General features: G+C 64.8%; 18 protein-coding genes and 1 riboswitch. Of the genes, 12 read left to right on the forward strand and 6 right to left on the reverse strand.

What is annotated here, in order from left to right; genetic code table 11:
• Window positions 1-8 precede the first annotated feature (8 nt).
• From J2T07_RS13355 to J2T07_RS13380, 6 genes are all read left to right on the forward strand, one after another.
• Complete coding sequence (locus J2T07_RS13355; protein ID WP_306850575.1) at window positions 9-3,245, forward strand: efflux RND transporter permease subunit; 3,237 nt, start codon at window positions 9-11, stop codon at window positions 3,243-3,245.
• Entirely contained in the window at window positions 3,235-4,422 is a 1,188-nt protein-coding gene (locus J2T07_RS13360; protein WP_306850576.1) for an efflux RND transporter periplasmic adaptor subunit, read from the forward strand. The genes J2T07_RS13355 and J2T07_RS13360 overlap by 11 nt, the downstream gene beginning before the upstream one ends.
• Complete coding sequence (locus tag J2T07_RS13365) at window positions 4,406-5,872, forward strand: efflux transporter outer membrane subunit (protein WP_306850577.1); 1,467 nt, start codon at window positions 4,406-4,408, stop codon at window positions 5,870-5,872. The genes J2T07_RS13360 and J2T07_RS13365 overlap by 17 nt, the downstream gene beginning before the upstream one ends.
• Before the next feature lie 831 nt (window positions 5,873-6,703).
• Entirely contained in the window at window positions 6,704-7,063 is a 360-nt protein-coding gene (locus J2T07_RS13370; protein ID WP_306850578.1) for a hypothetical protein, read from the forward strand.
• A gap of 132 nt (window positions 7,064-7,195) precedes the next feature.
• A complete protein-coding gene (locus J2T07_RS13375; protein ID WP_306850579.1) occupies window positions 7,196-7,885 on the forward strand; it encodes a carbonic anhydrase in 690 nt (229 codons plus the stop codon).
• A gap of 13 nt (window positions 7,886-7,898) precedes the next feature.
• Window positions 7,899-9,416, forward strand: coding sequence for a SulP family inorganic anion transporter (locus tag J2T07_RS13380; RefSeq protein ID WP_306850580.1), 1,518 nt, complete (start codon window positions 7,899-7,901; stop codon window positions 9,414-9,416).
• Between the two features lie 142 nt (window positions 9,417-9,558).
• Here J2T07_RS13380 and nth read toward each other — a convergent pair whose 3' ends face one another.
• From nth to metG, 3 genes are read right to left on the reverse strand one after another with little or no spacing between them, the layout of a single operon-like run.
• The gene (nth, locus tag J2T07_RS13385) at window positions 9,559-10,200 is read right to left on the reverse strand and encodes an endonuclease III (protein ID WP_430539355.1); all 642 of its coding nucleotides are present in this window, start codon (window positions 10,198-10,200) and stop codon (window positions 9,559-9,561) included.
• Window positions 10,197-10,805, reverse strand: a complete 609-nt coding sequence (rsxB, locus tag J2T07_RS13390; RefSeq protein ID WP_306850581.1) for an electron transport complex subunit RsxB — start codon at window positions 10,803-10,805, stop codon at window positions 10,197-10,199. Before rsxB ends, nth begins: the two co-directional genes overlap by 4 nt.
• A gap of 26 nt (window positions 10,806-10,831) precedes the next feature.
• Window positions 10,832-12,931 (reverse strand): methionine--tRNA ligase, encoded by a 2,100-nt coding sequence (gene metG / locus J2T07_RS13395; protein WP_306850582.1) that lies wholly within the window; start codon window positions 12,929-12,931, stop codon window positions 10,832-10,834.
• 116 nt (window positions 12,932-13,047) lie between these two features.
• Between metG and dapB the strand changes: the two genes are divergently transcribed.
• Window positions 13,048-13,845, forward strand: coding sequence for a 4-hydroxy-tetrahydrodipicolinate reductase (gene dapB / locus J2T07_RS13400; protein ID WP_306850583.1), 798 nt, complete (start codon window positions 13,048-13,050; stop codon window positions 13,843-13,845).
• Window positions 13,846-13,871: 26 nt separating this feature from the next.
• A riboswitch (yybP-ykoY riboswitch) is annotated at window positions 13,872-14,074 on the forward strand.
• Between the two features lie 16 nt (window positions 14,075-14,090).
• Entirely contained in the window at window positions 14,091-15,098 is a 1,008-nt protein-coding gene (locus J2T07_RS13405; protein ID WP_306850584.1) for a sodium:calcium antiporter, read from the forward strand.
• A 185-nt stretch (window positions 15,099-15,283) separates the two neighbouring features.
• Here the strand turns inward: J2T07_RS13405 and J2T07_RS13410 are convergent, their stop codons facing one another.
• Window positions 15,284-15,967, reverse strand: coding sequence for a 2OG-Fe(II) oxygenase family protein (locus tag J2T07_RS13410; RefSeq protein WP_306850585.1), 684 nt, complete (start codon window positions 15,965-15,967; stop codon window positions 15,284-15,286).
• Window positions 15,968-16,183: 216 nt separating this feature from the next.
• On the opposite strand from J2T07_RS13410, the gene carA reads away from it, so the two are divergent.
• From carA to greA, 3 genes are read left to right on the forward strand one after another with little or no spacing between them, the layout of a single operon-like run.
• On the forward strand, window positions 16,184-17,326 hold the full coding sequence (carA, locus tag J2T07_RS13415) for a glutamine-hydrolyzing carbamoyl-phosphate synthase small subunit (RefSeq protein WP_306850586.1): 1,143 nt from the start codon (window positions 16,184-16,186) through the stop codon (window positions 17,324-17,326).
• Window positions 17,327-17,377: 51 nt separating this feature from the next.
• Window positions 17,378-20,605, forward strand: a complete 3,228-nt coding sequence (gene carB / locus J2T07_RS13420; RefSeq protein ID WP_306850587.1) for a carbamoyl-phosphate synthase large subunit — start codon at window positions 17,378-17,380, stop codon at window positions 20,603-20,605.
• A complete protein-coding gene (gene greA, locus J2T07_RS13425; protein WP_306850588.1) occupies window positions 20,602-21,084 on the forward strand; it encodes a transcription elongation factor GreA in 483 nt (160 codons plus the stop codon). Before carB ends, greA begins: the two co-directional genes overlap by 4 nt.
• 4 nt (window positions 21,085-21,088) lie before the next feature.
• Here the strand turns inward: greA and J2T07_RS13430 are convergent, their stop codons facing one another.
• Both J2T07_RS13430 and J2T07_RS13435 read right to left on the reverse strand, forming a co-directional pair.
• Window positions 21,089-21,775, reverse strand: a complete 687-nt coding sequence (locus J2T07_RS13430; RefSeq protein WP_306850589.1) for an alpha/beta fold hydrolase — start codon at window positions 21,773-21,775, stop codon at window positions 21,089-21,091.
• Between the two features lie 30 nt (window positions 21,776-21,805).
• Entirely contained in the window at window positions 21,806-23,203 is a 1,398-nt protein-coding gene (locus tag J2T07_RS13435) for a GntP family permease (protein ID WP_306850590.1), read from the reverse strand.
• Window positions 23,204-23,375: 172 nt separating this feature from the next.
• Here J2T07_RS13435 and J2T07_RS13440 point away from each other — a divergent pair, with 172 nt between their 5' ends.
• Window positions 23,376-25,667: a TonB-dependent receptor gene (locus tag J2T07_RS13440; RefSeq protein WP_306850591.1), complete on the forward strand. Its 2,292-nt coding sequence runs from the start codon at window positions 23,376-23,378 to the stop codon at window positions 25,665-25,667.

The raw sequence follows: 25,667 nt of genomic DNA on the forward strand, positions 1-25,667 counted from the left end.
GCTGTCGCATGCTAGCCCTGGTCCGTATCGCGTTATCGCGCCCGTATACCTTCATCGTGTTGGCCCTGTTGATCCTGATCGCCGGCCCACTCGCCGCCTTGCGCACGCCGACCGACATCTTCCCCAATATCGGCATTCCGGTCATCAGCGTCGTCTGGACCTACAACGGATTGCCGCCGGATCAAATGTCCGGGCGAGTGATCTACTACTACGAACGCCAGTTGACGACATCGGTCAACGATATCGAACACATCGAGTCGCAGTCCCTGCCCGGCGTGGGTATCGTGAAGATATTCTTTCAGCCAGGCGTGGACATCCGTACCGCGACGGCTCAGGTGACATCCATCTCGCAGACCGTCGTGAAGCAGATGCCGCCGGGGATCACGCCGCCACTGATCCTCAATTACAACGCGTCCACTGTTCCGGTACTGCAAATGGCGTTGTCCAGCCCGGTGCTGTCCGAGGCCACCATTCGCGATATCGCCCAGAACTTCATGCGCCCGACGCTGATCTCGGTGCCCGGGGTAGCCATCCCGACACCTTACGGCGGCAAGCAAAAGCAGGTGACGCTCGATCTCAATCCACGCGCCCTGGCAGCGAAAGGATTGTCGGCCCAGGACGTCGGCAATGCACTGGCCGCGCAGAACCAGATCATTCCCGTGGGTACCGCGAAGATAGGTACCTACGAATATCACGTGCAACTCAACAACAGCCCCACCGCGATCGATGAGCTGAACAACTTGCCGATCAAGACAGTGAATGGCGCGACCATCACGATCGGCGACGTGGCCCACGTCCGGGACGGCGCTCCGCCGCAAAACAACGTGGTCCGTGTGGACGGGAAGCGTGCCGTGCTCATGCCCGCGCTGAAGAATGGCAATGCGTCCACGCTGGACGTCGTGGCGGGCATCAAGAAACTGCTTCCGCTCATCGCGGAAACCCAGCCAAAGTCGTTGAAGATGAACCTGCTCAGCGACCAGTCCCTGTTCGTGAAGTCCGCCGTGGCATCGGTTGCGCGGGAAGGCGTGATCGCCGCCGTTCTTACCTCGGTGATGATCCTCCTGTTCCTGGGTAGTTGGCGCTCCACGGTCATCATCGCGCTATCCATCCCGCTCTCGATCCTGTCCGCCATCGCGTTGCTGTCCGTGTCCGGGCAAACGCTGAACGTCATGACGCTGGGTGGTCTTGCCCTCGCGGTCGGGATCCTGGTCGACGACGCCACGGTGACCATCGAGAACATCAATTGGCATCTGGAGCAGGGCAAGGACGTGATGAGCGCCATCATGGACGGCGCGAAGCAGATCGTGACGCCCGCATTCGTCTCCCTGCTGTGCATCTGTATCGTCTTCGTGCCGATGTTCATGCTCGATGGCATCGCGGGCTTCCTGTTCCGCCCGATGGCCCTGGCCGTCATGTTCGCGATGGTTTCATCGTTCATCCTCTCGCGCACGCTGGTGCCGACGCTGGCCATGTTCTTGCTGAAGCCGCACCGGATGGAAGGTGGTACCGGGGCCCACCCGGAAGACACCTACCTAAATCACCACGAGGGAGACCAGCATACGAAACGGCATGGCGTGGTGCTGCGCGGCCTGATTGCATTGCAAATGGGGTTCGAGCACAGGTTCACGCGCATACGGGATTCCTACTATGGCGTCCTGGCCGTGGCCTTGGATAACCGGAGACGTTTCGTTCCTGGTTTCCTCATCTTCGTGCTGGCATCTTTCGCGCTCGTTCCAGCGCTGGGGCGCGACTTCTTCCCGACCGTGGATTCCGACTCGATCTCGATGCACGTGCGTGCGCCGATGGGAACCCGCGTGGAGGAGACCGCAGCCGAGTTCGATCACATCGAACGCGCTATCCGGCAGGTGATCCCACCCGGGCAGCTGGACACGATCATCGACAACATCGGCCTGCCATTGAGTGGCGTGAATCTCGTGTACAGCAGCAGTGGCACGATCGGCTCCCAGGATGGCGATATCCAGATCGTGCTGAAGGAAGGTCACGCTCCCGCGGCCGATTTCATGAAGCGACTTCGGGAAGCGCTGCCACGTGAGTTTCCTGGAACCCAATTCGCTTTCCTGCCGTCGGACATGACCAGCCAGATCCTGAATTTCGGGTCCCCGTCGCCACTGGATGTATCCATCGCGGGACGTGACCGCGCAGGCAACGAAGCCTACGCGGAGGCGATCATGAAGGAGATGCGCAAGATCGATGGCATCGTGGACGTTCGCCTGCAACAGAGTTCCAGCTATCCGCAGTTGAACGTCAAGGTCGATCGGGTGCGTGCCGATGGACTCGGTATCACCGAGCGGGATGTCACCAACAGCATGGTCGCATCGCTCGCGGGCAGTTCACAGGTAGCCCCCGCGTTCTGGCTGAATCCCAAGAACGGTGTGTCGTACGCGATCGTCGCCGCCACGCCTCAGTACCTCATGGATTCCATGGCCGATCTCAAGGCGTTGCCGGTCACGTCCTCGGGGAACGGGTCCACGCAGATCCTGGGTGGTCTCGCCACGTTCACCCGCGGACCGAGCGACGCGGTGGTTTCCCATTACAACATCATGCCTGCCTACGACATCTATGCGTCCATCCAGGGGCGCGACCTGGGCGGCGTGGCCAGCGACGTACAGAAAGTGCTGGCACGCTTCGCCGCGACCCGGCCGAAGGGCTCGCTGGTGTCCTTGCATGGACAGGTGGGAACCATGACGGAGGCATTCAGTGGACTCCTGTTCGGTCTGGCTGGCGCCGTTGTGTTGATCTACCTCCTGATCGTGGTGAACTTCCAGTCGTGGGTGGATCCCTTCGTCATCATCACCGCCTTGCCTGCGGCGTTGGCCGGCATCGTGTGGATGTTGTTCCTCACCCACACGAGCCTTTCCGTGCCCGCACTGACAGGCGCCATCATGTGCATGGGTGTCGCAACGGCGAATGCGATCCTCGTGGTGAGTTTCTGCCGCGAGCGGCTCGCCGAGCACGGGGATCCCGTCAAGGCCGCGCTGGAGGCGGGCTTCACCCGGTTCCGGCCCGTGTGCATGACCGCGTTGGCGATGATCATCGGCATGCTGCCCATGGCGCTGAGCCAGGAACAGAATTCGCCGCTTGGTCGTGCCGTTATCGGTGGCCTGATGTTCGCCACGTTCGCCACGCTTCTTTTCGTGCCAGTCATCTTTGCCATCGCGCACGGTCGTACCGCGCCCGAATCGACTGAACATCAACTCATTGGGAACCAACCACATGTCGCATGAAGCCATTGCCGCGATACCCGGGCGGCCGCCCCGCGTTCGCCTGGCGCTTGCCATCGGTCTTTGCCTTGCCGCGGTCGGTGTTGTCGCCGGCCTGTCACTGCGGGCGGTCGAATCACACGAGCTGAGCACCTGGACCAAGGCACAGTTGACGCCAAGTGTGCAGGTGATTTCCGCGTCGGCCCTCAGCGCCACGCAAGGACTGACCTTGCCGGGCCACCTGGACGCGTGGATCGCGACCCCCATCCACGCACGCGTCGGTGGCTACCTGAAGCAGTGGAACGTGGACATCGGCGAGAAGGTGAAGGCCGGCCAGGTGCTGGCCTTGATCGATACGCCGGAACTGGATCAGCAGTTCGAGCAGGCCAAGGCCGAACTCGTGCGTGCCGAGGCAAATGTCCGGTTGGCGGACACCACGGCGAAACGATGGCAGAACCTGCTCGTTTCACGCTCGGTATCCAAGCAGGAGGCCGACGAAAAGGCCAGCGAAGCGGAAACTGCGCGAGCCAACCGGCTCGCCGCGCAGGCGGATGTCGATCGCCTGGCGGCCCTTGAATCGTTCAAGCGCATCGTTTCCCCCTTCGACGGGACCGTAACGGCGCGCAACACGGACATCGGCGATCTCATTACCGCCAACACCAACGGAGGCGACCCGCTGTTCTCGATCGCCGACACGAGCAAGATGCGCCTGTATGTGCAGGTTCCGCAGGGGTACGCCTCTTCGATCGTACCTGGCATGAAGGTCAAACTGCTTGTCCTGGGCCATGGCGGAGAAACCGTGAATGGCTCCCTGATCGGCACGTCACGCGCCATCAATCGCGCATCTGGCACCTTGCTGGCGCAGTTCAAGGTGGAGAACCCCAACCAGGATCTGCTACCTGGAGATTTCGCCGAGGTGCAGTTGTCCACGCACGGTTCCGCGAACACCGTGACGGTTCCTGCCACGACGCTGCTGTTCCGGGCGGCTGGACCACAGATCGCCGTGCTGGGAAAGGACAACACGGTTGTCTTGCGTGACGTCCACATCGCCATGGACCTGGGAGACAAGCTGGAGATCGACCAGGGCTTGCATCCGGATGACCGGATCATCGATCACCCCACCGATTCGCTGGCTCAGGGAGACATCGTCCAGCCTGCCGTGCCGCAGACCGACGGAATCCATCATGCCAAGAATGCGTGAGCTGGCCCTGAGTGGGGTGTGCGTGATCGGCCTGTTGGGCCTGGGAGGGTGTTCACTCGCACCCACCTATGTCAGGCCAGCCGTGGGCGACCTGCCCGATGCCTACAAGGGCGCTGTCAACCCACAAGGCTGGACGATCGCCCAGCCCAGCGACGCCGCCGCACGGGGACCTTGGTGGAAGGTCTACGGCGATCCGACGCTGGATGGCCTTGAGGAAAAGCTCACGGCCAACAATCCCGATATCGGCGTCGCCCTGGCAAGGCTGGACGCGTCGCTCGCGTTCCTCCAGCAGATCGGGTCGCAGGAAGCGCCGCAGGCAGGCGTTTCGGTCAATCCAACGAATGCCAGGCAGTCGGACCACCGACCGCTACGCGGTTCCAATCAGCCCAATGAATACGATACCCGTACCGTGGGCTTTGGCGTGGATTACGAGCTCGATCTCTGGGGGCGCATACGGAACGAGGTCGCTCAGGGCAAGGCAAACAGCGATGCGGCCAAGGCCGACCTGGCCGCCGCCCGCCTCAGCTTGCAAGGTGAACTGGCCGACCTCTACATCCAGCTGCGTGGTGACGATGTCGAGCTTCGCATCGTTCAGAACTCGCTTGCCGCGTTCGGCGAAGGGCGGACGATCACACAGAACCGCATGGATGGTGGGGTTTCCTCCGGACTCGACGTGGCGCGAGCGAATGCCCAGTATGCCGACGCCGAAGCGCAGGCGACGGAACTGGGCGTGCAGCGAGCGCTGACCGAACATGCCATCGCGGCATTGATCGGTGAATCGGCTTCGAATTTTTCGCTCCCCGCGGAGACATCCGCTCTGGCGGTACCGGCCATCCCTCTGGATGTGCCTTCCACCCTCCTGCAGCGTCGGCCGGACATCGCCGCCGCCGAACGGCGGGCTTATGCGGCGAACGCCGGCATCGGCGTGGCCCGCGCGGCATATTTTCCGACCCTGAGCCTGGGCGCTGTTCTGGGTTGGCAAGACGTCGGCCACGGCAGCCTCCTGGCCGCCAGCAACCAGTTCTGGAGCCTGGGTCCGCTGGCTTCGCTCAGCCTTCTCGATGGCGGTCTTCGGCGTGGACGCGAGGCTGAGGCGAAAGCCGAATTCGCGGCGGCCTCCGCGCAGTACAGGGGCGTCGTGCTGAAGGCGTTCCGGCAAGTGGAGGATGACCTGACGTTGTTGCAAGGACTGGGCCGCGAGGGCAAGCAGCAAGACGAAGCCGCCGATGCCGCCAGGGAGTCGCAGACGCTGGCGACCAACCGCTACAACGAGGGCGTCGTGAGCTATCTGGAAGTGGTGACCGCGCAGACGGCGGCGCTGACGGCCGAGCGCACGGCGGAGCAGGTGCGGACCCGTCAGCTACAGGCGAGCGTCGACCTGATCCGTGCCCTGGGCGGCGGCTGGAGCGAGGGCGCATCGGGAACATTACAGGCGAACGTGCGCCAGTAGGAGGCGCACGTTGGTCGGCAGGCGCTGCCGGCGATCGCTTCAGGGCGGTCTGTCCGATTTCATGAGGGTGGGAACTTGGCATATCAAACATTTCGACGTGTGGTGGCGATAGTCCTCATCACGGGACTTGCAACGGGGTGCGGACTCCGGCTTTCCACCAGCACGGTCCAACCGTCCGACACCTACGGCCTCTGGGAAGACAGGCTGGATCACATGCCATTTCTCTTTCACTTCCCGGACGGGCATCTCGAGACCTTCGACGATCGCGGGAATGCCTTGACGGAGGCCGGCGGCACGTCGGACGTCGATTCCGGGAGACGGGTAGAGGTCTACATCGGAGGCCTCCCTTCCTCGACGGGCTCGCTGTGCGGCAATCCGACGGTTCACGTATCGCCGGGGGCGGAACCCGCCGGGGCGAATGTCGTCTCGGCGCTTTGCGATCGCTCTCGTACCGTCGTGTCCTTCAGCGACCATGTGAGGCCCCGTGTCCTGGCGGCTACCCGAAGCTACGTGCCGCGTGTTCGCCACCTTCTCCTGGAAGGTATATGGGAGAGTGTCGCGCAGGAGCCCGAGCCGCTACACGAGTAGTTGGCTCCCGGAGAACGACGGAGGCCGCCCAGGTCCGCCGTTTTCGTTCCCGGTTGCGAATCGTCTCAGCATCGCACCGCGCATCCGGACGTCCAAATCCTGAATGGCATCGGTTGCCTTCGCGCGCAGGAGCCGTCAAAAACCCTTGCCGGATCACAGTTTCGATGCAAAAAACCCGGTCAATCTGAATTTGTTGCATCGCCACACTTGCACCCGTCACATTCGCTGGGTAGGTTCGGGTGCATGAACCTCCTTCCGACCGCCACCCTGCGTCGCATCGCGAGCACGTTTCTCGTGCTTCTCGCGCTGTTCGTCGTGTGCGCCGGCGTACAGGCGATGCCGTGCGAACGGCATGCCTCGTCGGTCTTGGAGCAACAATACGCGTCGCCCTCGGGTGGCGCCGTCGACGACGTCGTGGACCTGGCCGACCAGGACCCCGTGCCCTCGATCGAAGATAACGGCGGCGGCCTCGACGACACCTTCGATGTGCCTCCGCAGCACGTGGTGACCGTGCCGCATCTGGTCGAGGCCCGTCCGCAAGGCATTCTGCCTGCACCCCGCCCACACCATCCCAGCCTGGATCTGCGCCCTCCCATCGGCTGATCGTGCCGGCGCCGTTCCGTGCGCCCGGCTTCGTTACATCCCTGTAACCCGTTGACCCGTGCGTGCCGGCCAAGCCGGCCGTCAGCGAGCGTGCGCGCTCGCCCCCCATTCTCCCCAAAGAGGAACACCGCCATGGAACGTCTCATCCAGGGTTTTCATCACTTCCGCCGCCACATGACCGCCGAGCAGCGCGAGCTCTTCGCACGACTGGCTTCGGGGCAGACGCCACACACGATGTTCATCACCTGCGCCGATTCGCGCGTGATGCCCGAACTGATGTTCGCGGCCCAGCCAGGTGACATCTTCGTCTACCGCAACGTGGGCAACATCGTTCCACCCTACGCGCAGCACGTCAGTGGCGTGATGGCGGCGATCGAATACGCCGTCTCGGCGCTCAAGGTGCAGCACATCGTCATCTGCGGTCACTCCGACTGCGGAGCGATGAAGGCGCTGCAGAACCCGGCGTTGCTCCAGGGCAAGCCGTCGGTCGAGCAGTGGCTCAAGCATGCCGATGTGGCGCGCTACGTGGTGGCCGAAAACCGTCCCACCATTCACGGCGAGGAAGGCCTGCGCTACCTGACCGAGGAGAACGTCGTGGGCCAGCTGGAACATTTGCGCACCCTGCCTGCGGTGGCCGCGGCCATGGCCAATGGCAGTTTGCGCATCCACGGCTGGATCTACGACATCGCCAAGACCGAGATCACCGCCTTCGATCCGGTCGAGGGCCGCTTCCGCCCGCTGCTCGCCGGGGATACCAACGTGCCGGACGCTACGCCGCACGCGCGCTTCTCCACGCCGCCGCCGGTCGCGTCCGCCGCTTAAAGGAACGTTCGCCATGCGTGCTTATTTCTCCCAGGGCCTGTTTGGCCGCGACCTCCTAGGATCGGTGGTCGTTTTTCTTGTCGCATTGCCGTTGTGCATGGGTATCGCGATCGCGTCGGGCATGCCGCCCAGTGCGGGACTCATCACCGGCATCGTCGGCGGTATCGTCGTGGGCGCCATCGCCGGTTCGCCACTGCAGGTCAGCGGTCCGGCGGCGGGCCTCGCGGTCCTGGTATTCGAACTGGTGCGCGAGCACGGCGTGGCCGCTCTCGGTCCCGTCGTGCTTCTTGCCGGCTTGATCCAGATCGCCGCGGGCCTTTGCAAGGTAGGCGTGTGGTTCCGCATGACCTCTCCCGCGGTGGTCGCCGGTATGCTGTCGGGCATCGGCATCCTCATCGTCGCTTCGCAGTCGCACGTGCTGCTCGACGCGGTTCCCAAGGCCCGTGGCCTGGAGAACTTCGCCGCGCTGCCCGGCGCCGTTTGGGAATCGGTGACGGGAGCCGGGGAGGGGCAGGCGCCCGCCGCGCTGATGATCGGCCTCGGTACGATCGCGATCATGCTTGCGTGGGAAAAGCTCCGTCCGGCAAGGCTGCGTTTCGTACCGGGCGCACTGCTCGCGGTGGTGGCAATGACCGCCGCGGCGCAGTTCGGGGCATTCGACGTGAAGCGCGTGGACGTGCCGTCCAACCTGTTCTCGGCGGTGACGTTGCCGAGCCTGGGCAGCCTGTTCGGCGTGTTCGACGCGACACTGCTCGTGGCCGCGGCGACCTTCGCTTTCATCGCCAGCGCGGAGACCTTGCTCTCGGCGGCCGCCGTGGATCGCATGCATGATGGCCAGCGCACCAACTACGATCGTGAACTCACCGCACAAGGCGTGGGCAACCTCATCTGCGGTTTCCTGGGTGCGTTGCCGATGACGGGTGTGATCGTGCGCAGCGCGGCCAATGTGCAGGCCGGTTCGGCCACGCGCATGGCCGCGATCCTGCACGGCGGCTGGCTGCTGGCCTTCGTGATGCTGTTGCCGTGGCTGATGCGGATGACGCCGGTCTCGTGCCTCGCGGGCATCCTCGTGTTCACCGGCGTGAAGATGGTCAACCCGAAGCAGATCAAGAGCCTCGCGGCCTATGGCAAGGGTACGGCTGCGGTCTACGTCGCGACCACGCTGGCCATCGTCGCCACGGACCTGCTGACGGGCGTCATCGTCGGCTTCGGGTTGTCGCTGCTGCGTCTGGCGCTGCTCTCGTCCAAGCTGAAGATGGACGTGACGCATCATGACGAGCCGGGCATGGCCACGCTGCACCTCGAGGGATCGGCCACGTTCCTGAAGGTGCCGTCGATGGCGCGTACGCTCGAGCGCATTCCACCGAACACGCGGCTGTCGGTGATGATGGACCGTCTGCATCACGTGGATCAGGCGTCGCTGGAGTTGCTGCGCGAATGGGGTAGCAATGCCTCCAAGCGTGGCTGCGAGTTGATCGTCGACTGGCAGGAGCTTGGGCGGCGGGTGGAGGGTTCGAGGCAGGCTGCCTAGTTCCGGCATCGCCGAATCGCCGACAAGTCGGCTCCCACCCGATTATCGGAACCTGGTGGGAGCCGATCCTGCTCTGGTGGGAGCCGACCCTGTCGGCGAAGTTTTTGCTTTGGTGTGGGAGCCGACTCCGTCGGCGATGCCCTTAGCCGAGATCCTTCGTCTTATGCTTGTAAGCGCACAGGTCGACGATCGGGCAGACAGGACACTCCGGCTTCCGTGCCTTGCATACATAGCGCCCGTGCAGGATCAGCCAGTGGTGCGCGTCCTGGATGAACTCCTTCGGGATCACCTTGACCAGCTTGTCCTCGACCTTGCGTACATCCGGCCCTGGGGCGAGTCCCGTGCGGTTGGCGACACGGAAGATATGCGTGTCCACCGCCAGGGTCGGCTCGCCGAATGCCGTGTTCAACACGACATTGGCCGTCTTCCGGCCGACGCCCGGCAGTTCCTCCAGCGCTTCGCGTGAACGCGGCACCTCGCCGGCATAGCGGTCGACCAGGATCTGGCTCATGGCGATGAGGTTCTTCGCCTTGTTGTTGTAGAGGCCGATGGTGCTGATGTAGCCCTTCAGCTTCTCGAGTCCCAGGTCGAGGATCTTCTGCGGTGTATTCGCCACGGGAAACAGCTTTCGCGTGGCCTTGTTCACGCCGACATCGGTGGCCTGTGCCGAAAGGGCGACGGCGGCCAGCAGCTCGAATGGCGTGGTGTATTCCAGTTCGGTCTTGGGGTGTGGATTCAGCTCGCGCAGGCGGCTGAACATCTCGACCACGTCGGCCTTCTTCACGGGGGATCCTTTTTCTTCGCCTTGGCCCTGGCCAGGGCCTCCAGCACGGGGTTTCGCGCCGTGGCCGCGGCGACGTCCGCCTTGCTCGCGGCGAGCTTGCGTTCGCGCGTATCGCGTTCGCGGGCGAGCCGCCGTTCGCGACGCTGGAAGCGCGAGCGGGCGGCGTCGGCATGTACGCGGTCGTCCACTTGCGCCAGTGGCATCGGGTCGAGCGCGATGCAGTCCACCGGGCAGGCGGGTACGCAGAGTTCGCAGCCGGTGCAGAGGTCGGCGATCACGGTGTGCATCAGCTTCGACGATCCGACGATGGCGTCGACGGGGCATGCCTGGATGCACTTCGTGCAACCGATGCAATCGGCTTCCACGATGCGTGCCAGTGTTCTTGGCTTCTCCACGCCATGCGTGGGATCGAGCGGAACGATGGGGCGATCGAGCAAGGTGGCGAGCCGCGCGATGCCGGCGGCGCCACCGGGCGGGCAGCGATCGATACCGGCATCACCGGCCGCGATCGCTTCCGCATACGGGCGGCACCCGTGGAACCCGCATTGCTCGCACTGCGTCTGCGGCAGCAGGTCGTCGATCCGGTCGGCGAGCGTTGGCGTCATGGCTGGCGCGTGCCGATGGATGGTCGTCAGCGAACGGTGGCGCCCGGCACCGCACCCTGGTCGGCATCGAGCAGGAACAGGTCCGTACCGCCGTCGCCGGCGGAGAGGATCATCCCTTCGGACAGGCCGAAACGCATCTTGCGCGGTGCAAGGTTGGCGATGAAGACGACATTGCGACCGACGAGCTTTTCCGGTTCGGCGTAGGCGGCGCGGATACCCGAGAAGATCTGGCGCTTGCCCAGTGGGCCGGCATCGAGCTCGAAGCGCAGCAGCTTGTCCGAGCCTTCGACGAACTCGCAGGCGAGCACCTTGCCGACGCGCAGGTCGAGCTTGGCGAAGTCGTCGATGGAAATAGTGGCGTTCGCGGTGGCGGCGTCGGTCATCGGTTTCGGTGCTTCCGTGGTTTTCTTGGTGGGCTTGGCGTTCGCGGTGGCGGCCTTGGGCTGTTCCGCGGGAGAGAAGGATTCTTTCGAAGCCTCGATCATCGCCTCGATCTTTTTCGGGTCGAGACGGCCAAACAGCGGCGAGAAGGCGTTGACGGTATGACCGAACAACTCGCGGCGGGCATCGGCGAAGTTCGCGATGGGTGCGCCGAGGAAGGCCTCCGCGGCCGCGACGGTGATCGGCAGGATCGGCTTGAGCAGGCCGGACAGCAGGCGGAACGCGTTGATGGCGAACGAGCAGACCTGCTGCAGTTCGTCGCGGCGCGACTCGTCGCGCGCGATGACCCAGGGGGCCTTTGCGGCGATGTAGCCGTTCACGGCATCGGCCATGGCCACGAAACGGCGCGAGACCTCTGCGAATTCGTCCGCCTCGTACACGGCCTCGATGCCCTCGTACTGGGCGAGCAGGTCGCGCCACAGCGCCGTGGCTTCGTCGTCGAAGCGATCGGCGAGGGCACCGGCGAAGTGGGTATGCAGGAATCCGGCCGTGCGGCTGGCGATGTTCGCCCACTTGCCGACGAGGTGCGAGTTGACCCGTTCCTCGAACGATTTGAGGTCGAGGTCGACGTCCACCGGCTGCGGGCCGAGCATGGTCGCGAAGTAGTAACGCAGCGCCTCGGGGTCGAGCCCCGCGTCGAGGTAGGTGCGAGCCTGGATGAAGGTGCCGCGCGACTTGGACATCTTCGCACCGTTCACCGTCAGGTAGCCGTTCACGTGCAACGCCGTGGGCGTGCGCATGCCGGCGCCGTGCAACATCGCCGGCCAGAACAGGCCGTGGAAGTTGATGATGTCCTTGCCCAGGAAGTGGTGCATCTCGGCGGTGCTGTCGGGGCCGAGGAAGTCGTCGAAACGCAGCCCCATCCGTTCGCAAAGCGCCTTGAACGAGGCGAGGTAGCCTACCGGCGCATCGAGCCAGACATAGAAGAACTTGCCCGGGGCGTCGGGAATGGGGAAACCGAAATAGGGGGCGTCGCGCGAGATGTCCCAGTCGCGCAGCCCGCCGTCGAGCCATTCGGCGAGCTTCGCCGTCACGCCACTGTTCGCCACCGGCTTGCCGCCGGTGAACTTGCCGTCGAACCAGTCACGCAGCAAGGTTTCGAACTTGCCCAGCTCGAAGAAGTAGTGCTCCGAATCGCGCAGGATCGGCGTCGCGCCGGACATCACGGAATAGGGCGCGATGAGGTCCGTGGGCGCGTAGGTGGCGCCACAGTTCTCGCAGTTGTCACCGTACTGGTCGGGCGTGCCGCAATTGGGGCAGGTGCCCTTGATGTAGCGGTCCGGCAGGAACATGTCGCGCTCGGGATCGTACAGCTGCTGGATATCGCGGCGGGCGATGTAGCCGCCGTCGCGCAGGCGCGTGTAGATGGCCGTCGCGAGATCCCGGTTCTCCGGCGAATGCGTGGTGTGATACTGGTCGTAGCTGAAGTGGAAGCCGGTGAAGTCGGCCTCATGGCCGGCGCGGATGCCGGCGATGTAGTCTTCCGGGGACTTCCCCACCTTTTCCGCCGCCAGCATGATCGGCGTGCCGTGGGCGTCCTCGCCGGCGACGTACCAGACCTCGTTGCCCTGCATTCGCTGCGCGCGCGCCCAGATATCGGCCTGGATGTAGCCGAGCATGTGGCCGAGGTGGAGCGGGCCATTGGCATAGGGAAGCGCGTTGGTGACGAGGATGCGACGGGCCATGGGGATCGGGTCGGTTGCGGGACCGGGGATTATGGCATGCGCGCTTCCGTCCTGACCCCGCGTGTCCTGGCGGTGGCTGCTACGATTCGTCTTCCTCCCTGCCCAAGGCCGCCTGCATGACCCGTCCCGTCCGTCTCGCCATCAGCGGCGCTTCCGGCCGCATGGGGCTCGCGCTGCTCGGGCTCGTGCGTGACGACGAACGGTTCGAGCTCGCCCGGGCCATCGTCTCGGCCGGCTCGCCGCGACTCGGCAAGGCCGCCCATGGCGATCTCTCCGCGTTGCGCTTCACCGACTGGACCGACGCGGCCGGTGTCGACGTCGTCGTCGACTTCAGCGGACCGGACGGCCTCGCGGCGGCGCTCGATCATTGCGAGGAAAGCGGCGCGGCGCTGGTCACCGGCACGACCGGGCTTTCCGACGCGCTGGAAGAACGCCTGACAAAGGCGGCGGAGCGCATCGCCGTCCTTCGCGCCGCCAATTTCAGCCTCGGCGTGGCCGTGCTCACGCGCCTCCTGCGTGAAGCCGCGGCGGCCTTGCCGGGGTGGGACCTCGACATCGTCGAAGCCCACCACAACCGCAAGGAAGACGCCCCGTCCGGAACCGCGCTGGCGCTCGGTCATGCGGCAGCCGCGGGTCGTGGCGCAAGCCTGGACGAACTGGCCGTCTATTCGCGCGAAGGCCGGCCGGGCGCGCGCAAGGCCGGCACGATCGGCTTCGCCGTCGTGCGTGGTGGCGACATCGTCGGTGAGCACCAGGCCTTGCTGATGGGGCAGGGTGAACGCATCGAACTTGGCCACCGCGCGACCGACCGTTCGATCTTCGCGCGCGGAGCCCTGGAGGCCGCCGCCTGGATCGCCGGCCGGGCCCCCGGCGCCTGGTCGATCGAAGACGTGATCGCCTCCAAAAGGGGTTGATATCTCGAAGCCGTGTTAACATCCGCGCCGATGTCATTGGGGAGTAGCCATCCTCGTTCCCCCTGAGGAGTTCGCGTCAACAGACTTGGCGGTCCTTGCGACCCCATGGCGCGAACGGCAGCGGCGCATGGAGAGTGCGTCGCCGGCCCGGCGAGACCTTTGGCCATCGACATGCTCACCCGGCCGGGCGAGCGGTGTCGTTGTGCCATCGGTTTTCTCGCGCTCGCCCGGCCTATAAGCGAACCATGCTGCTGACGTGTTTCCTGTTCCTGGTTTCCGCCGGGGCCATCTATTTCGCCTGTGAGTACTTCGTCAACGGCGTCGAATGGTTCGGGCGCAAGCTCAACCTCGGCTCGACCACGACCGGTACCGTGCTGGCGGCTTTCGGTACCGCGTTGCCGGAAAGTGCCGTGACCTTCGTCGCCGTGATTTTCGGCAAGTCTCCGGAAGCGCGTGACATCGGTGTCGGGGCGGCGCTCGGTGGCCCCCTGGTACTGGCGACCGTTGCCTACGCGGTGGTCGGATTCGCTTTATATGCAGGGCGTAAACGCTTGAAAAGGCCGGATACGCGGATCCGGGTGGATAACCGGCGGCTGGCGCGCGACCAGTCGTGGTTCCTGGCGATCTTCGTCGTCAAGGTAGGCCTCGGCCTGGTCGCCTTCAGCTGGAAGCCATGGCTTGGCGTGCTGTTCCTGCTTTCGTACGCATTCTACGTGTGGCGTGAAATGCGCGACGACATCAGCGGTCCGGACGACGAGGTGCTCGAGCCGCTCACCTTCCGTCCGAACGACGCGAATCCCGGCATGAACTGGGTGATCCTGCAGACGGGGCTCGCCCTGGTGGTGATCGCCATTGCCTCGCGCACCTTCGTCTGGCAGTTGGAAGCGCTGGGCGAGTTCTTCCATCTGTCACCGCATCTGGTCGCGCTCGTGTTGAGTCCGGTCGCCACCGAATTGCCCGAGACCGTGAATGCGCTGATCTGGGTGCGTCAGGGCAAGGAGCGGCTGGCGCTCGCGAATATCTCCGGGGCGATGATGATCCAGGCGACGATACCCAGTTCGCTCGCGCTGTTCGCCACGCCGTGGCTCTTCGACACGCCGTTGATCGTGGCGGGCGTGATCACGGCCGTGGCGGTGGTGGCCTTGTGGGCGATGTTCCGCCGGGGAGCGGTCGAGGCGCGCTGGCTGATGCCGATCGGGGGGCTTTACGGGGTGTTCGCGCTGTTCGTGGGGTGGTATTTCGGGGCGCGCTGAGGGAGTCCGAATCGTCGACAGGCCCGGCTCTTGTGGGAGCCGGCTGTGCCGGCGATCTTGCTGAGTCGGGCATGTCTTCGCGAGGCCCGTCGCCGCTGAAGCGGCTCCCACAAGTGCGGCCGTTCCACCCTGCGGTATGCAGTCGAAACCTGGTGGGAGCCGACCCTGTCGGCGATGGGGTTGCCTCAGTCCGGATGCGAAGCGCTACGGTCGCGGTCGGCGCCCATCTTGCGGTCGAGTTTGCCGAAGATCTTCTTGAATGCCCGCGAGAACTTGCCTCGCTTGGTCTTGCGGGTCTTTTCCTCTTCCGAGGTCAGCCACGCCACCTGGATCACCCGGCGCTCGCCCTCGTAGGGCAGGTGACCGTGGAAGGAGTTCTCGGCACGACGGAACACGGCGAATTCCCCGTACAGCGGCTTCAACTCCGGCGCGACCATGTCGTCTATATCATTGATCGAGCGAAGGAAACGCAGGCAGCCATCGCTGGTGTCCGGCCACATCGGATTGAGATAGATCAAGGCCGTGGCGATTTTCGACTTGCTGTCGGTGTGGATGGTGCCGTGGCGTCGGTTGAGCAGGCGGCAGAGGGTGACCAGGGTGGGGTAGTTCTCCAGGCCTTCGATGCCCAGGTGGCGGCCGATGGCCGCGGAGAACGCCCGCGAGGTCATCTGCTCCACCAGCTCGTTCACCGAGGGGCCGCAGTCGCTGGCGTCGTAGGGGAAGAACCCTGCGCTGCTGTACTGCGGGAAGTCGCGCTCCAGGTCGTTGCGTGCGTCGTCCGGGAGCTGTCCGTGGGCGATCATGAACGAGAACGGCTCGTGCCTGATGTCGGTGTCGGGACGTTCCAGGCGGGCGGGGTCGAGCAGCATGCGGGCGAGTCTCGGGTAGGTACCTCGCGGGCATTGTATCGTGTCGGGCCGCTGTCCCTGCGATATTCGGCCACGTGCGCGTTCATCGTTTGCCGGTGGACAGAATGGGCTTTCACACCTATCATTCTTACCCGCCCTACGATTCCTTATCCCCAAGGCCCACGAGCCGCTTTTTGCTGGCTTGCGGGCTTTGCTGCACCTGAAGGCGGCCATCCCATGCGTACTCCTGCTCTGCTTGCTCTCGAAGACGGCAGCGTTTTTCACGGCCACGCGGTCGGTGCCCGCGGTGAGACGGTTGGCGAGGTGGTGTTCAACACCGCCATGACCGGTTATCAGGAAATCCTGACCGACCCGTCGTACTCCCGCCAGATCGTCACGCTCACCTATCCCCACATCGGCAATACCGGCACGAACGACGTCGACGTCGAGGCCGACCGCGTCCACGCGGCCGGCATGATCGTCCGCGACGTTCCGCGCCTGGCCAGCAACTGGCGCAGCACCGAACCGCTGCCGCATTACCTTGCCCGCCACGGCGTGGTCGCCATCGCGGGTATCGACACCCGCCGGCTCACCCGCATCCTTCGCGAGAAGGGCGCGCTCAACGGCTGCATCGTGGCTGGCGAAGGCATCGACGCGGACGCCGCGGTGGCCAAGGCCAGGGCCTTCCCGGGCCTCAACGGCATGGACCTGGCCAAGGTGGTCAGCACCACCAAGACCTACCAGTGGAGCGAGGGCGTCTACGACCTCGACAAGCAAGCGTTCTACAATGCGCCGAAAAAATACCGCGTGGTGGCCTTCGACTATGGCGTGAAGCAGAACATCCTGCGCCTGCTCGCCAGCCGCGGCTGCGACATCACCGTGGTTCCCGCGCAGACACCAGCCTCGGAAGTGCTGGCGATGAACCCCGATGGCATCTTCCTCGCCAATGGCCCGGGCGACCCGGCCGCGTGTGACTACGCGATCGCCGCCACGCGCGAAATCCTCGAAACGAAGATCCCGTTGTTCGGTATCTGCCTGGGCCACCAGATCCTGGCGCTGGCGATCGGCGCGAAGACCTTGAAGATGAAGTTCGGCCACCACGGCGCGAACCACCCCGTGAAGGACCACGATTCGGGCCGCGTGCTGATCAGTTCGCAGAACCACGGTTTCGCGGTGGACCCGGATACCCTGCCGGCCAACGTGCGCATCACCCATACCTCGCTGTTCGACGGCTCCCTGCAGGGCTTCGCCCTGACGGACCGCCCGGCGTTCTGCTTCCAGGGCCACCCGGAAGCCAGCCCGGGCCCGGAGGACGTCGGCTACCTGTTCGACCAGTTCATCGCCTCGATGGAGCAGGGCAAGGCGACCAAGGCGTCCTGACGCCGTACCGCCGCCCGCTAGACCATCAGCCTTCGATTCGCGAGAGAAACCATGCCCAAGCGTTCAGACATCAAGACCATCCTCGTCATCGGCGCCGGCCCGATCGTCATCGGCCAGGCCTGCGAGTTCGACTACTCCGGCGCGCAGGCATGCAAGGCGCTGAAGGAAGAGGGTTACCGCGTCGTCCTGGTCAATTCGAACCCGGCGACGATCATGACCGACCCGGAGACGGCCCATGCCGTCTACATCGAGCCGATCAACTGGCAGACCGTCGAGCGCATCATCGCCAAGGAGCGCCCGGATGCCGTGCTGCCCACGATGGGTGGCCAGACCGGTCTCAACTGCGCGCTCGACCTCGCCGACAACGGCGTGCTGGAGAAGTACAACGTCGAGTTGATCGGCGCGTCGCGCGACGCCATCCGCATGGCGGAAGACCGCGACCTGTTCCGCAAGGCCATGGCCGAGATCGGCCTGGAGTGCCCGAAGGCCGAAGTGGCCCGCTCGATGGAACAGGCGCTGGAAATCCAGACCACCGTCGGCTTCCCGACCATCATCCGCCCGAGCTTCACCCTGGGTGGTTCGGGTGGCGGCATCGCCTACAACAAGGAAGAATTCGTCGAGATCGTCGGCCGCGGCCTCGAGCTTTCGCCGGTGCACGAGGTGCTTGTCGAGGAATCGGTGCTGGGCTGGAAGGAATTCGAGATGGAAGTGGTCCGCGACAAGGCGGACAACTGCATCATCGTCTGCTCGATCGAGAACTTCGACCCGATGGGCGTGCACACGGGCGATTCCATCACCGTCGCCCCCGCGCAGACCCTCACGGACAAGGAATACCAGCGCCTGCGTAACGCCTCCATCGCGGTGCTGCGCAAGATCGGCGTCGATACCGGCGGCTCCAACGTGCAGTTCGGCATCAACGCCGAGGATGGCCGCGTCGTGGTCATCGAGATGAACCCGCGCGTGTCGCGTTCGTCCGCGCTGGCCTCCAAGGCCACCGGCTTCCCGATCGCCAAGGTCGCCGCCAAGCTCGCCGTGGGCTACACGCTCGACGAGCTCAAGAACGACATCACCGGCGGTCTCACCCCGGCCTCGTTCGAGCCGTCGATCGATTACGTCGTTACCAAGATCCCGCGCTTCGCCTTCGAGAAGTTCCCGGCCGCCGACGCCCGCCTCACCACCCAGATGAAGTCGGTGGGCGAGGTGATGGCGATGGGCCGCACCTTCCACGAATCCATGCAGAAGGCCCTGCGTGGCCTGGAAATCGGCAAGACCGGACTGAACCCGACGGGACTGGATATCGGCAGCGAGGAAGGATTCCAGATCCTCAAGCGCGAATTGCGCGAACCGCGCCCGGATCGCGTCTTCCACGTGGCCGACGCCTTCCGAGCGGGCCTTTCGCTGGAAGAAGTGCACAACCTCACCCGCATCGATCCCTGGTTCCTCGCCGCATTCGAGGACATCGTGATGACCGAGGGCGAAGTGCAGCGCCAGGGCCTTACCGCGCTCGACGAGCCGCGCATGCGTGAACTCAAGCGCATGGGTTTCTCCGATGCGCGCCTGGCCGAACTGGTCGGCACCGACGAGGCCGCCGTGCGCCACGTGCGCCGTACGCTCGGCGTGCGCCCGGTGTACAAGCGCGTCGACTCCTGCGCCGCCGAGTTCGCCACCACCACCGCGTACATGTATTCCACGTACGAGGAAGAGTGCGAGGCCAACCCCACCGACAAGGAAAAGATCATCGTCCTGGGCGGTGGCCCGAACCGCATCGGCCAGGGCATCGAGTTCGACTACTGCTGCGTGCACGCGGCGCTCGCCCTGCGCGAGGATGGATTCGAGACCATCATGGTCAACTGCAACCCGGAAACCGTCTCCACCGACTACGACACCTCCGACCGCCTGTACTTCGAGCCGCTGACGCTGGAAGACGTGCTGGAGATCGTCGACCTCGAAAAGCCCAAGGGCGTGATCGTGCAGTACGGCGGGCAGACGCCGCTGAAGCTCGCGCGCGCGCTCGAAGCCGCCGGCGTGCCCGTGATCGGAACCTCCGCCGAGTCGATCGACCTGGCGGAAGACCGCGAGCGTTTCCAGCAGCTGATCACCAAGCTCGATCTCAAGCAGCCGCCGAACCGCACCGCGCGCAATGCCGACGAAGCGTTGGCCCTGGCCCGCGAGATCGGCTACCCGCTGGTCGTGCGCCCGAGCTACGTGCTCGGTGGCCGTGCCATGGAAATCGTCTACGCGGACGCCGACCTGTCGCGCTACATCCGCGACGCCGTGCAGGTGTCCAACGATTCGCCGGTGCTGCTCGACCGCTTCCTCGACCACGCGGTGGAAGTGGACGTGGACATCGTCGCCGACGCCGAGGGCAACGTCCTGATCGGCGGCATCATGGAGCACATCGAGGAAGCCGGCGTGCACTCGGGCGATTCCTCGTGCTCGCTGCCGCCGTACTCGCTCTCGCAGGAAGTGCAGGACGAGATGCGCCGCCAAGTCACCGAGCTGGCCCGCGAACTGAAGGTCATCGGCCTGATGAACACGCAGTTCGCCATCCAGGGCGACGATGTCTTCATCCTCGAGGTGAACCCGCGCGCCTCGCGCACGGTACCGTTCGTCTGCAAAGCCACGGGTATGTCGTTGGCGAAGATCGCCGCGCGTGCCATGGCCGGCCGCACGCTCGCCGACCAGGGCACGACGAAGGAGATCATCCCGTCGTACTACTCGGTGAAGGAAGCGATCTTCCCGTTCCTGAAGTTCCAGAACGTCGATCCGATCCTCGGTCCCGAGATGCGTTCCACGGGCGAGGTGATGGGCGTCGGCCGCAGCTTCGGCGCCGCCTTCGCACGTGGCCACGAAGCCGCCGGGATCAAGGCGCCGCCGAAAGGCAAGGTCTTCATGTCGGTGCGTGACGCCGACAAGGACCGCCTGCTGCCGATCGCCCAGGACGTCGCCGCGCGCGGTTACGTGATCGTCGCCACGACCGGTACGGCCGCGTTCCTGGAGCACAACGGCGTGAAATGCGAGCGCATCAACAAGGTGCTCGAGGGCCGGCCGCACATCGTCGACCTGATCAAGAACGGCGAGGTCGTCTATATCGTCAACACGACGGAAGGCAAGCAGGCCATCTCCGATTCGTTCTCGATCCGTCGCGAGGCGTTGCAGCAGCGCGTCACGTATTCCACGACCGTCGCAGGTGCGCGTGCCCTGGTGCACTCGCTGGACTTCCACGCCAATGGCGAAGTGAACAGCCTGCAGGACCTGCACAAGGAGCTCAACGCATGAGCAGCACCCGTCCTCCCATGACCCAGAAGGGCGCCGAGCGCCTGCGCGCGGAACTGGAGTACCTGAAGGGCCCGAAGCGCCAGGAAATCATCGCGGCGGTGGCCGAGGCGCGTGCGCACGGCGATCTCAAGGAAAACGCCGAATATCACGCCGCACGCGAGATGCACGGCTTCAACGAGGGCCGTATCGGCGAACTCGAAGCCGCCTTGTCGAACTCCGAGATCATCGACACCGAGCGCCTCGGCGTCGGCAAGCGCATCGTCTTCGGTGCGATCGTCGACCTGGTCGACGTCGACACCGACACGAAGGTCACCTACCAGATCGTGGGCGACCTCGAGGCCGACATCAAGCAGAACCTCATCGCGGTGTCGTCGCCTATCGCCCGTGCCCTCATCGGCAAGAGCGAAGGCGACGAGTTCGATTTCACCGCGCCCAATGGCGTGAAGAGCTACGAGATCATCGGCGTTCGCTACAGCTGACGCCTCAGAGCAGATCGGCCTGCTGGGTGGCGGTATACCAGAGCAGGCCGTAATGCCCGTAGGGGAACGTGTAGCTGGCCGTTTCCCCCTGGATCTGCGACGTGTGCACGCCATAGACCAGGCACACGCCGCCGTAGCAGTTGATCTCGTCGGCGTACGACTTGAACGAATACATCTTCGCGCCGAAGCGATGCCCGGCGATGCCGTTGAGGAAGGGGCTGCCGATCGACAGGCCCCAGGCCCCGCAGGTCGTCGTGGCGACGTTGAAGGGATACATGCCGCACGAATAGAGGCCGCGGAAGGCCCCCGCGATACCGATGAAGGTGTCGACCGAGCCCGAGGCACCGATGCGGTCGATCACGCGGGCGGCGAGGGTGGCGCCCATCGAGTGGCCGATGACGTCGATCTTGCCCGTGCAGGAGGAGGCCAGCGCATCGACGATGGCGTTCTCCACCGGCGTTTCCTCGCTGCCGTTGTGGTCGTTGCAGGCGGCGCAGAACGCGTTGCCCCAGCTGGGCGCGAGGATCTGCGATTCGGCATAGCCGCGCTGGCGGAGCAGATCGTGGGTGGCCTGGAAGTCGGATGGGCTGCCGGTGTTGCCGTGCACGAGCACGACGGAATCGACACAGGCCGCGTGGGCGGAACCGCAGACGAGCAACAACAGGGCGAACAGCGACATGGTGAAACGCATGGCTTTGCCTCCGTGGTGTGATGCGCGCGGTCAGACCACCCCGAGCGCGTAGTAGGCGACGATCGCCACGAAGACCGCGAGGGTCTTGATGACGGTGATCGCGAAGATGTCGCGGTACGATTGGCGATGGGTGAGGCCGGTCACGGCCAGCAAGGTGATGACGGCACCGTTGTGTGGCAACGTGTCCATGCCCCCCGACGCCATCGCCGCGATGCGGTGGAGCACCTCCATCGGGATGCCCGCGGCGTGCGCGTTCTCGATGAAGGACTGGCTCATGGCGCCGAGCGCGATGCTGAGGCCGCCCGAGGCCGAACCGGTGATGCCGGCGAGCGCGGTGACGGAGACGGCCTCGTTGACGAGCGGGTTAGGTATCGCATGCAAGGCATCCGCGACCGTGCGGAAGCCGGGCAGCGCGGCGATCACGGCACCGAAGCCATACTCGGACGCCGTATTCATCGAAGCGAGCAGTGCACCGCCCACGGCGGCCTTGCTGCCTTCGGCGAAGCGGGTGGCGACGGGACGCCAGGCGCATGCCAGCACGCAGGCGATGCCGAGCAGCAGCGCCCCTTCGACCGCCCATATGGCGGCCACCTTGGAAACCTCCTGCACGACCGGCGGCGCGCTGCCGACGACGGTGGGAACGAAGGACTGGGTACTGCCGTAGACGCGCGGTATCGCCACGGTGAGCAGCTTGTTCGCCACGCCCACGACGACCAGGGGCAGGAGGGCGATCAGAGGGTGCGGCAGGCGCTCGCCGGTGAACGCGACCGGCTCGTTGGCCAGGTCATCGCCGTAGCCTTCGCCTGCGACCGCCGCGGCGCGCCGGCGGCGCTCAAGGTAGAACAGACCGGCGGCGAGGATGAAGACCGAGCCCAGCGTGCCGAGCCACGGCGCGGCCCAGGTATCGGTGCCGAAGAATGCCGTGGGGATGATGTTCTGGATTTGCGGCGTGCCCGGCAGTGAGTCCATGGTGAAGGTGAAGGCCCCCAGCGCGATCGTTCCGGGGATCAGCCGCTTCGGTATCCGTGCTTGGCGGAACAGTTCCGCGGCGAAGGGATAGACAGCGAACACGACGACGAACAACGACACGCCGCCATAGGTGAGCAGCGCACAGACCAGCACGATCGAAAGGATGGCGCGCTTCTCGCCGAACAGGCCGATGGTGCCGGCGACGATGGAGCGTGAGAAACCCGAGAGCTCGATCAGTTTGCCGAACACCGCGCCGAGCATGAACACGGGGAAGTACAGCTTGAGGAAGCCGACCATCTTGTCCATGAACAGGCCGGTGAACATCGGCGCGACGAGGCCGGGGTCGGTCAGCACGACCGCGCCCAGCGCCGCCACCGGCGCGAACAGGATGACGCTGTAGCCGCGATAGGCGACCAGCATCAGGAAGGCCAGCGCGGCCAGCACGATCAGCAATGCCATCGAAACATCCGTCCCCAGGTCGGTCTATGCGTCCGTCGGACGGCGAGTATCCGCAGGCGGGGGATGGCGCGGCACTGTACCAAGGTACAAGTGTGGCCATCACGGCCTGTTCCTATGCTTCGTGTCATTCGGCGCCGAGGGGGCGTCGCGCACAGGTATCCGGGGGATGTCCATGAAGCACGCACCGCTGACGCTGGCGATCGGTCTGGCAATCGGTTTCGCCGCCACGCTTCCCGCCATGGCACAGGACGCCGGCCAGGCGAACGCGCCAACAACGACGGAGGCGAAGAAGAAGCAGCAGGAGGCCACGCAGCTGACCGAGGTTACCGTGAGCGCCCGGCGTCGCGAGGAATCGCTGGAGAAAGTGCCGGTCGCCGTGAGTGCCTTCTCCGAGGAGGACATGAAGGACCTGCAGGCGACCAGCATCGATGGGCTACAAGGCGCCGTGCCGAACATGAACATCGTGCAGGGGCGCGGTTCGTCGTCGTCGGTGAATATCTTCATCCGTGGCATCGGCCAGCCGGACGCGCTGCAGACCTTCGACCCGGGCGTGGGCATGTATGTGGACGATGTCTACTACTCCCGCATCCAGGGCGCCCTCATCAGCCTGTTCGACGTCGACCACGTGGAAGTGCTGCGTGGACCGCAGGGCACGTTGTACGGAAAGAACTCCACCGGCGGTGCGGTCAAGGTCGTCACGAAGAATCCGGGCGCCACGCCGGAAGGGTCCGTCGAGGCCACCTTCGGTAACTATGGCCGCCGGGAGGGCCGGTTCTACGGTTCGACGCCGCTGGGCAAGGATGGCGCCTGGTCGGCCTCGCTGGCCGGAGCGATCACGCGCAACGACGGTTATGTCCACGACTACAGCGGCCACGACTTCAACAACGACGACACCAAGTCGATCCGGGGCAAGCTGCGTTTCCATCCTTCGGACACCTTCGACGGCGTATTGGCCCTCGACTACACGAAGATGGACACGGCGCTCACGCTTGGCCAGCCGGTGTCGCGGCTCACGCGCACCGACCTCGTCCTCGGCACGGTGACCTTGCTGCAGCCCAACCTCGACGAAAAATACAATTTCCATACGAGAACCTCGTTCCCGTCGAATGATGGCCAGGAGCTCACGCACAAGGGCGTGGCGCTGAACATGAATTGGAAATTGTCCGACCAGTGGAACCTGAAGAGCATCACCGCCTACCGCAAGCTCGACAGCGAATCCTATATCGACATCGACGCCTCGCAGTTCGAGCTGGGCGACGTCTTCGTCGGCTTCCACCAGAAGCAGGCCAGCCAGGAACTGCAGTTGGCCTTCGATAACGGCAGTAACCTCCAATCGGTGTTCGGCGCGTATTTCCTGCGGGAGAACGTGCCGTCCACGCAGTACGCGTTCGCCGACGACCTGTTCGCCATCGCGGGCCGGACGGTGCCGTTCCTGCGCACCATCGGCGACGACCTCACGACGAAAAGCTGGGCGGGTTTCGCTCACGTGAACTGGGAATTCGTTCCGAGCTGGACGCTTGCCGCCGGCATTCGCTACAGCAGGGAAAGCAAGGATTACGACCGCACGACCAGCACGTTCTGGGGCGCGCCGCTGGCCGCCTTGAACGAAACCGTGCCGCTCGCGCGCAACAAGGACTGGACGGCGTGGACGCCGACGGTGAGCCTGCAAAAGCAGTTCGACCCGCAGACGATGTGGTATGTCTCCGCCAGTCGCGGCTTCAAGTCGGGTGGTTTCAACGGCCGTGCGAACTCGGCCGCCGAGGCGAAGACGGCCGAGTTCGACCCGGAATACGTCTGGACCTTCGAGACGGGCCTGAAGCTGCGCAGCGCGGATAACCGCCTGCAAGCCAACCTCGCGGCTTTCCACAGCAACTACAAGGATTTCCAGGCGCGTGTCTCCGAGATACAGAATCCCGGCTCGCTGACGCCGACCTTCGCCTTTCCGGTGATCAATGCCGCGAAGCTGAAGATGGATGGCTTCGAGGCGGAAGGCGTCGCACTGGTGGGGGAGGGCACGCGCCTGAGCACCCAGATCGGTTACCTGAAGGCGAAGTACGACCGCTTCGACGATGCGCGACTCGATCCGTCGAACCCCCAGTACAACCCGACCATCCACGACCACGTGCCGTTCTCGCCGAAGTGGACGGCACGCGTCGCCGCCACGCAGACCTTCAATCTCGCGGGTGGCGCACTGACCGTCGGCGCCGACGCCTCCTACCGTACCGAGACGTGGCTCAGCGTGGACAACTACGCGGCGCTGAGCCAGAAGGCATACACGCTCGTCGGCGCGTTCGGCATCTTCGATTCCGGCGACGGGCACTGGCAGTTCCGCGCCGGCGTCCGCAATGCGACGAACAAGGTCTACAAGACCGATGGCCAGGAGTTCTCGAGCGTCGGTAACATCCGCACGGCGTACTACGGCATGCCGCGCAATTACTACGCGTCGGTGCGCTACAACTTCTGA

The sequence above is a fragment of the Luteibacter jiangsuensis genome (assembly GCF_030812295.1).
In the GTDB taxonomy this organism is placed as follows: Bacteria; Pseudomonadota; Gammaproteobacteria; order Xanthomonadales; family Rhodanobacteraceae; genus Luteibacter; species Luteibacter jiangsuensis_A.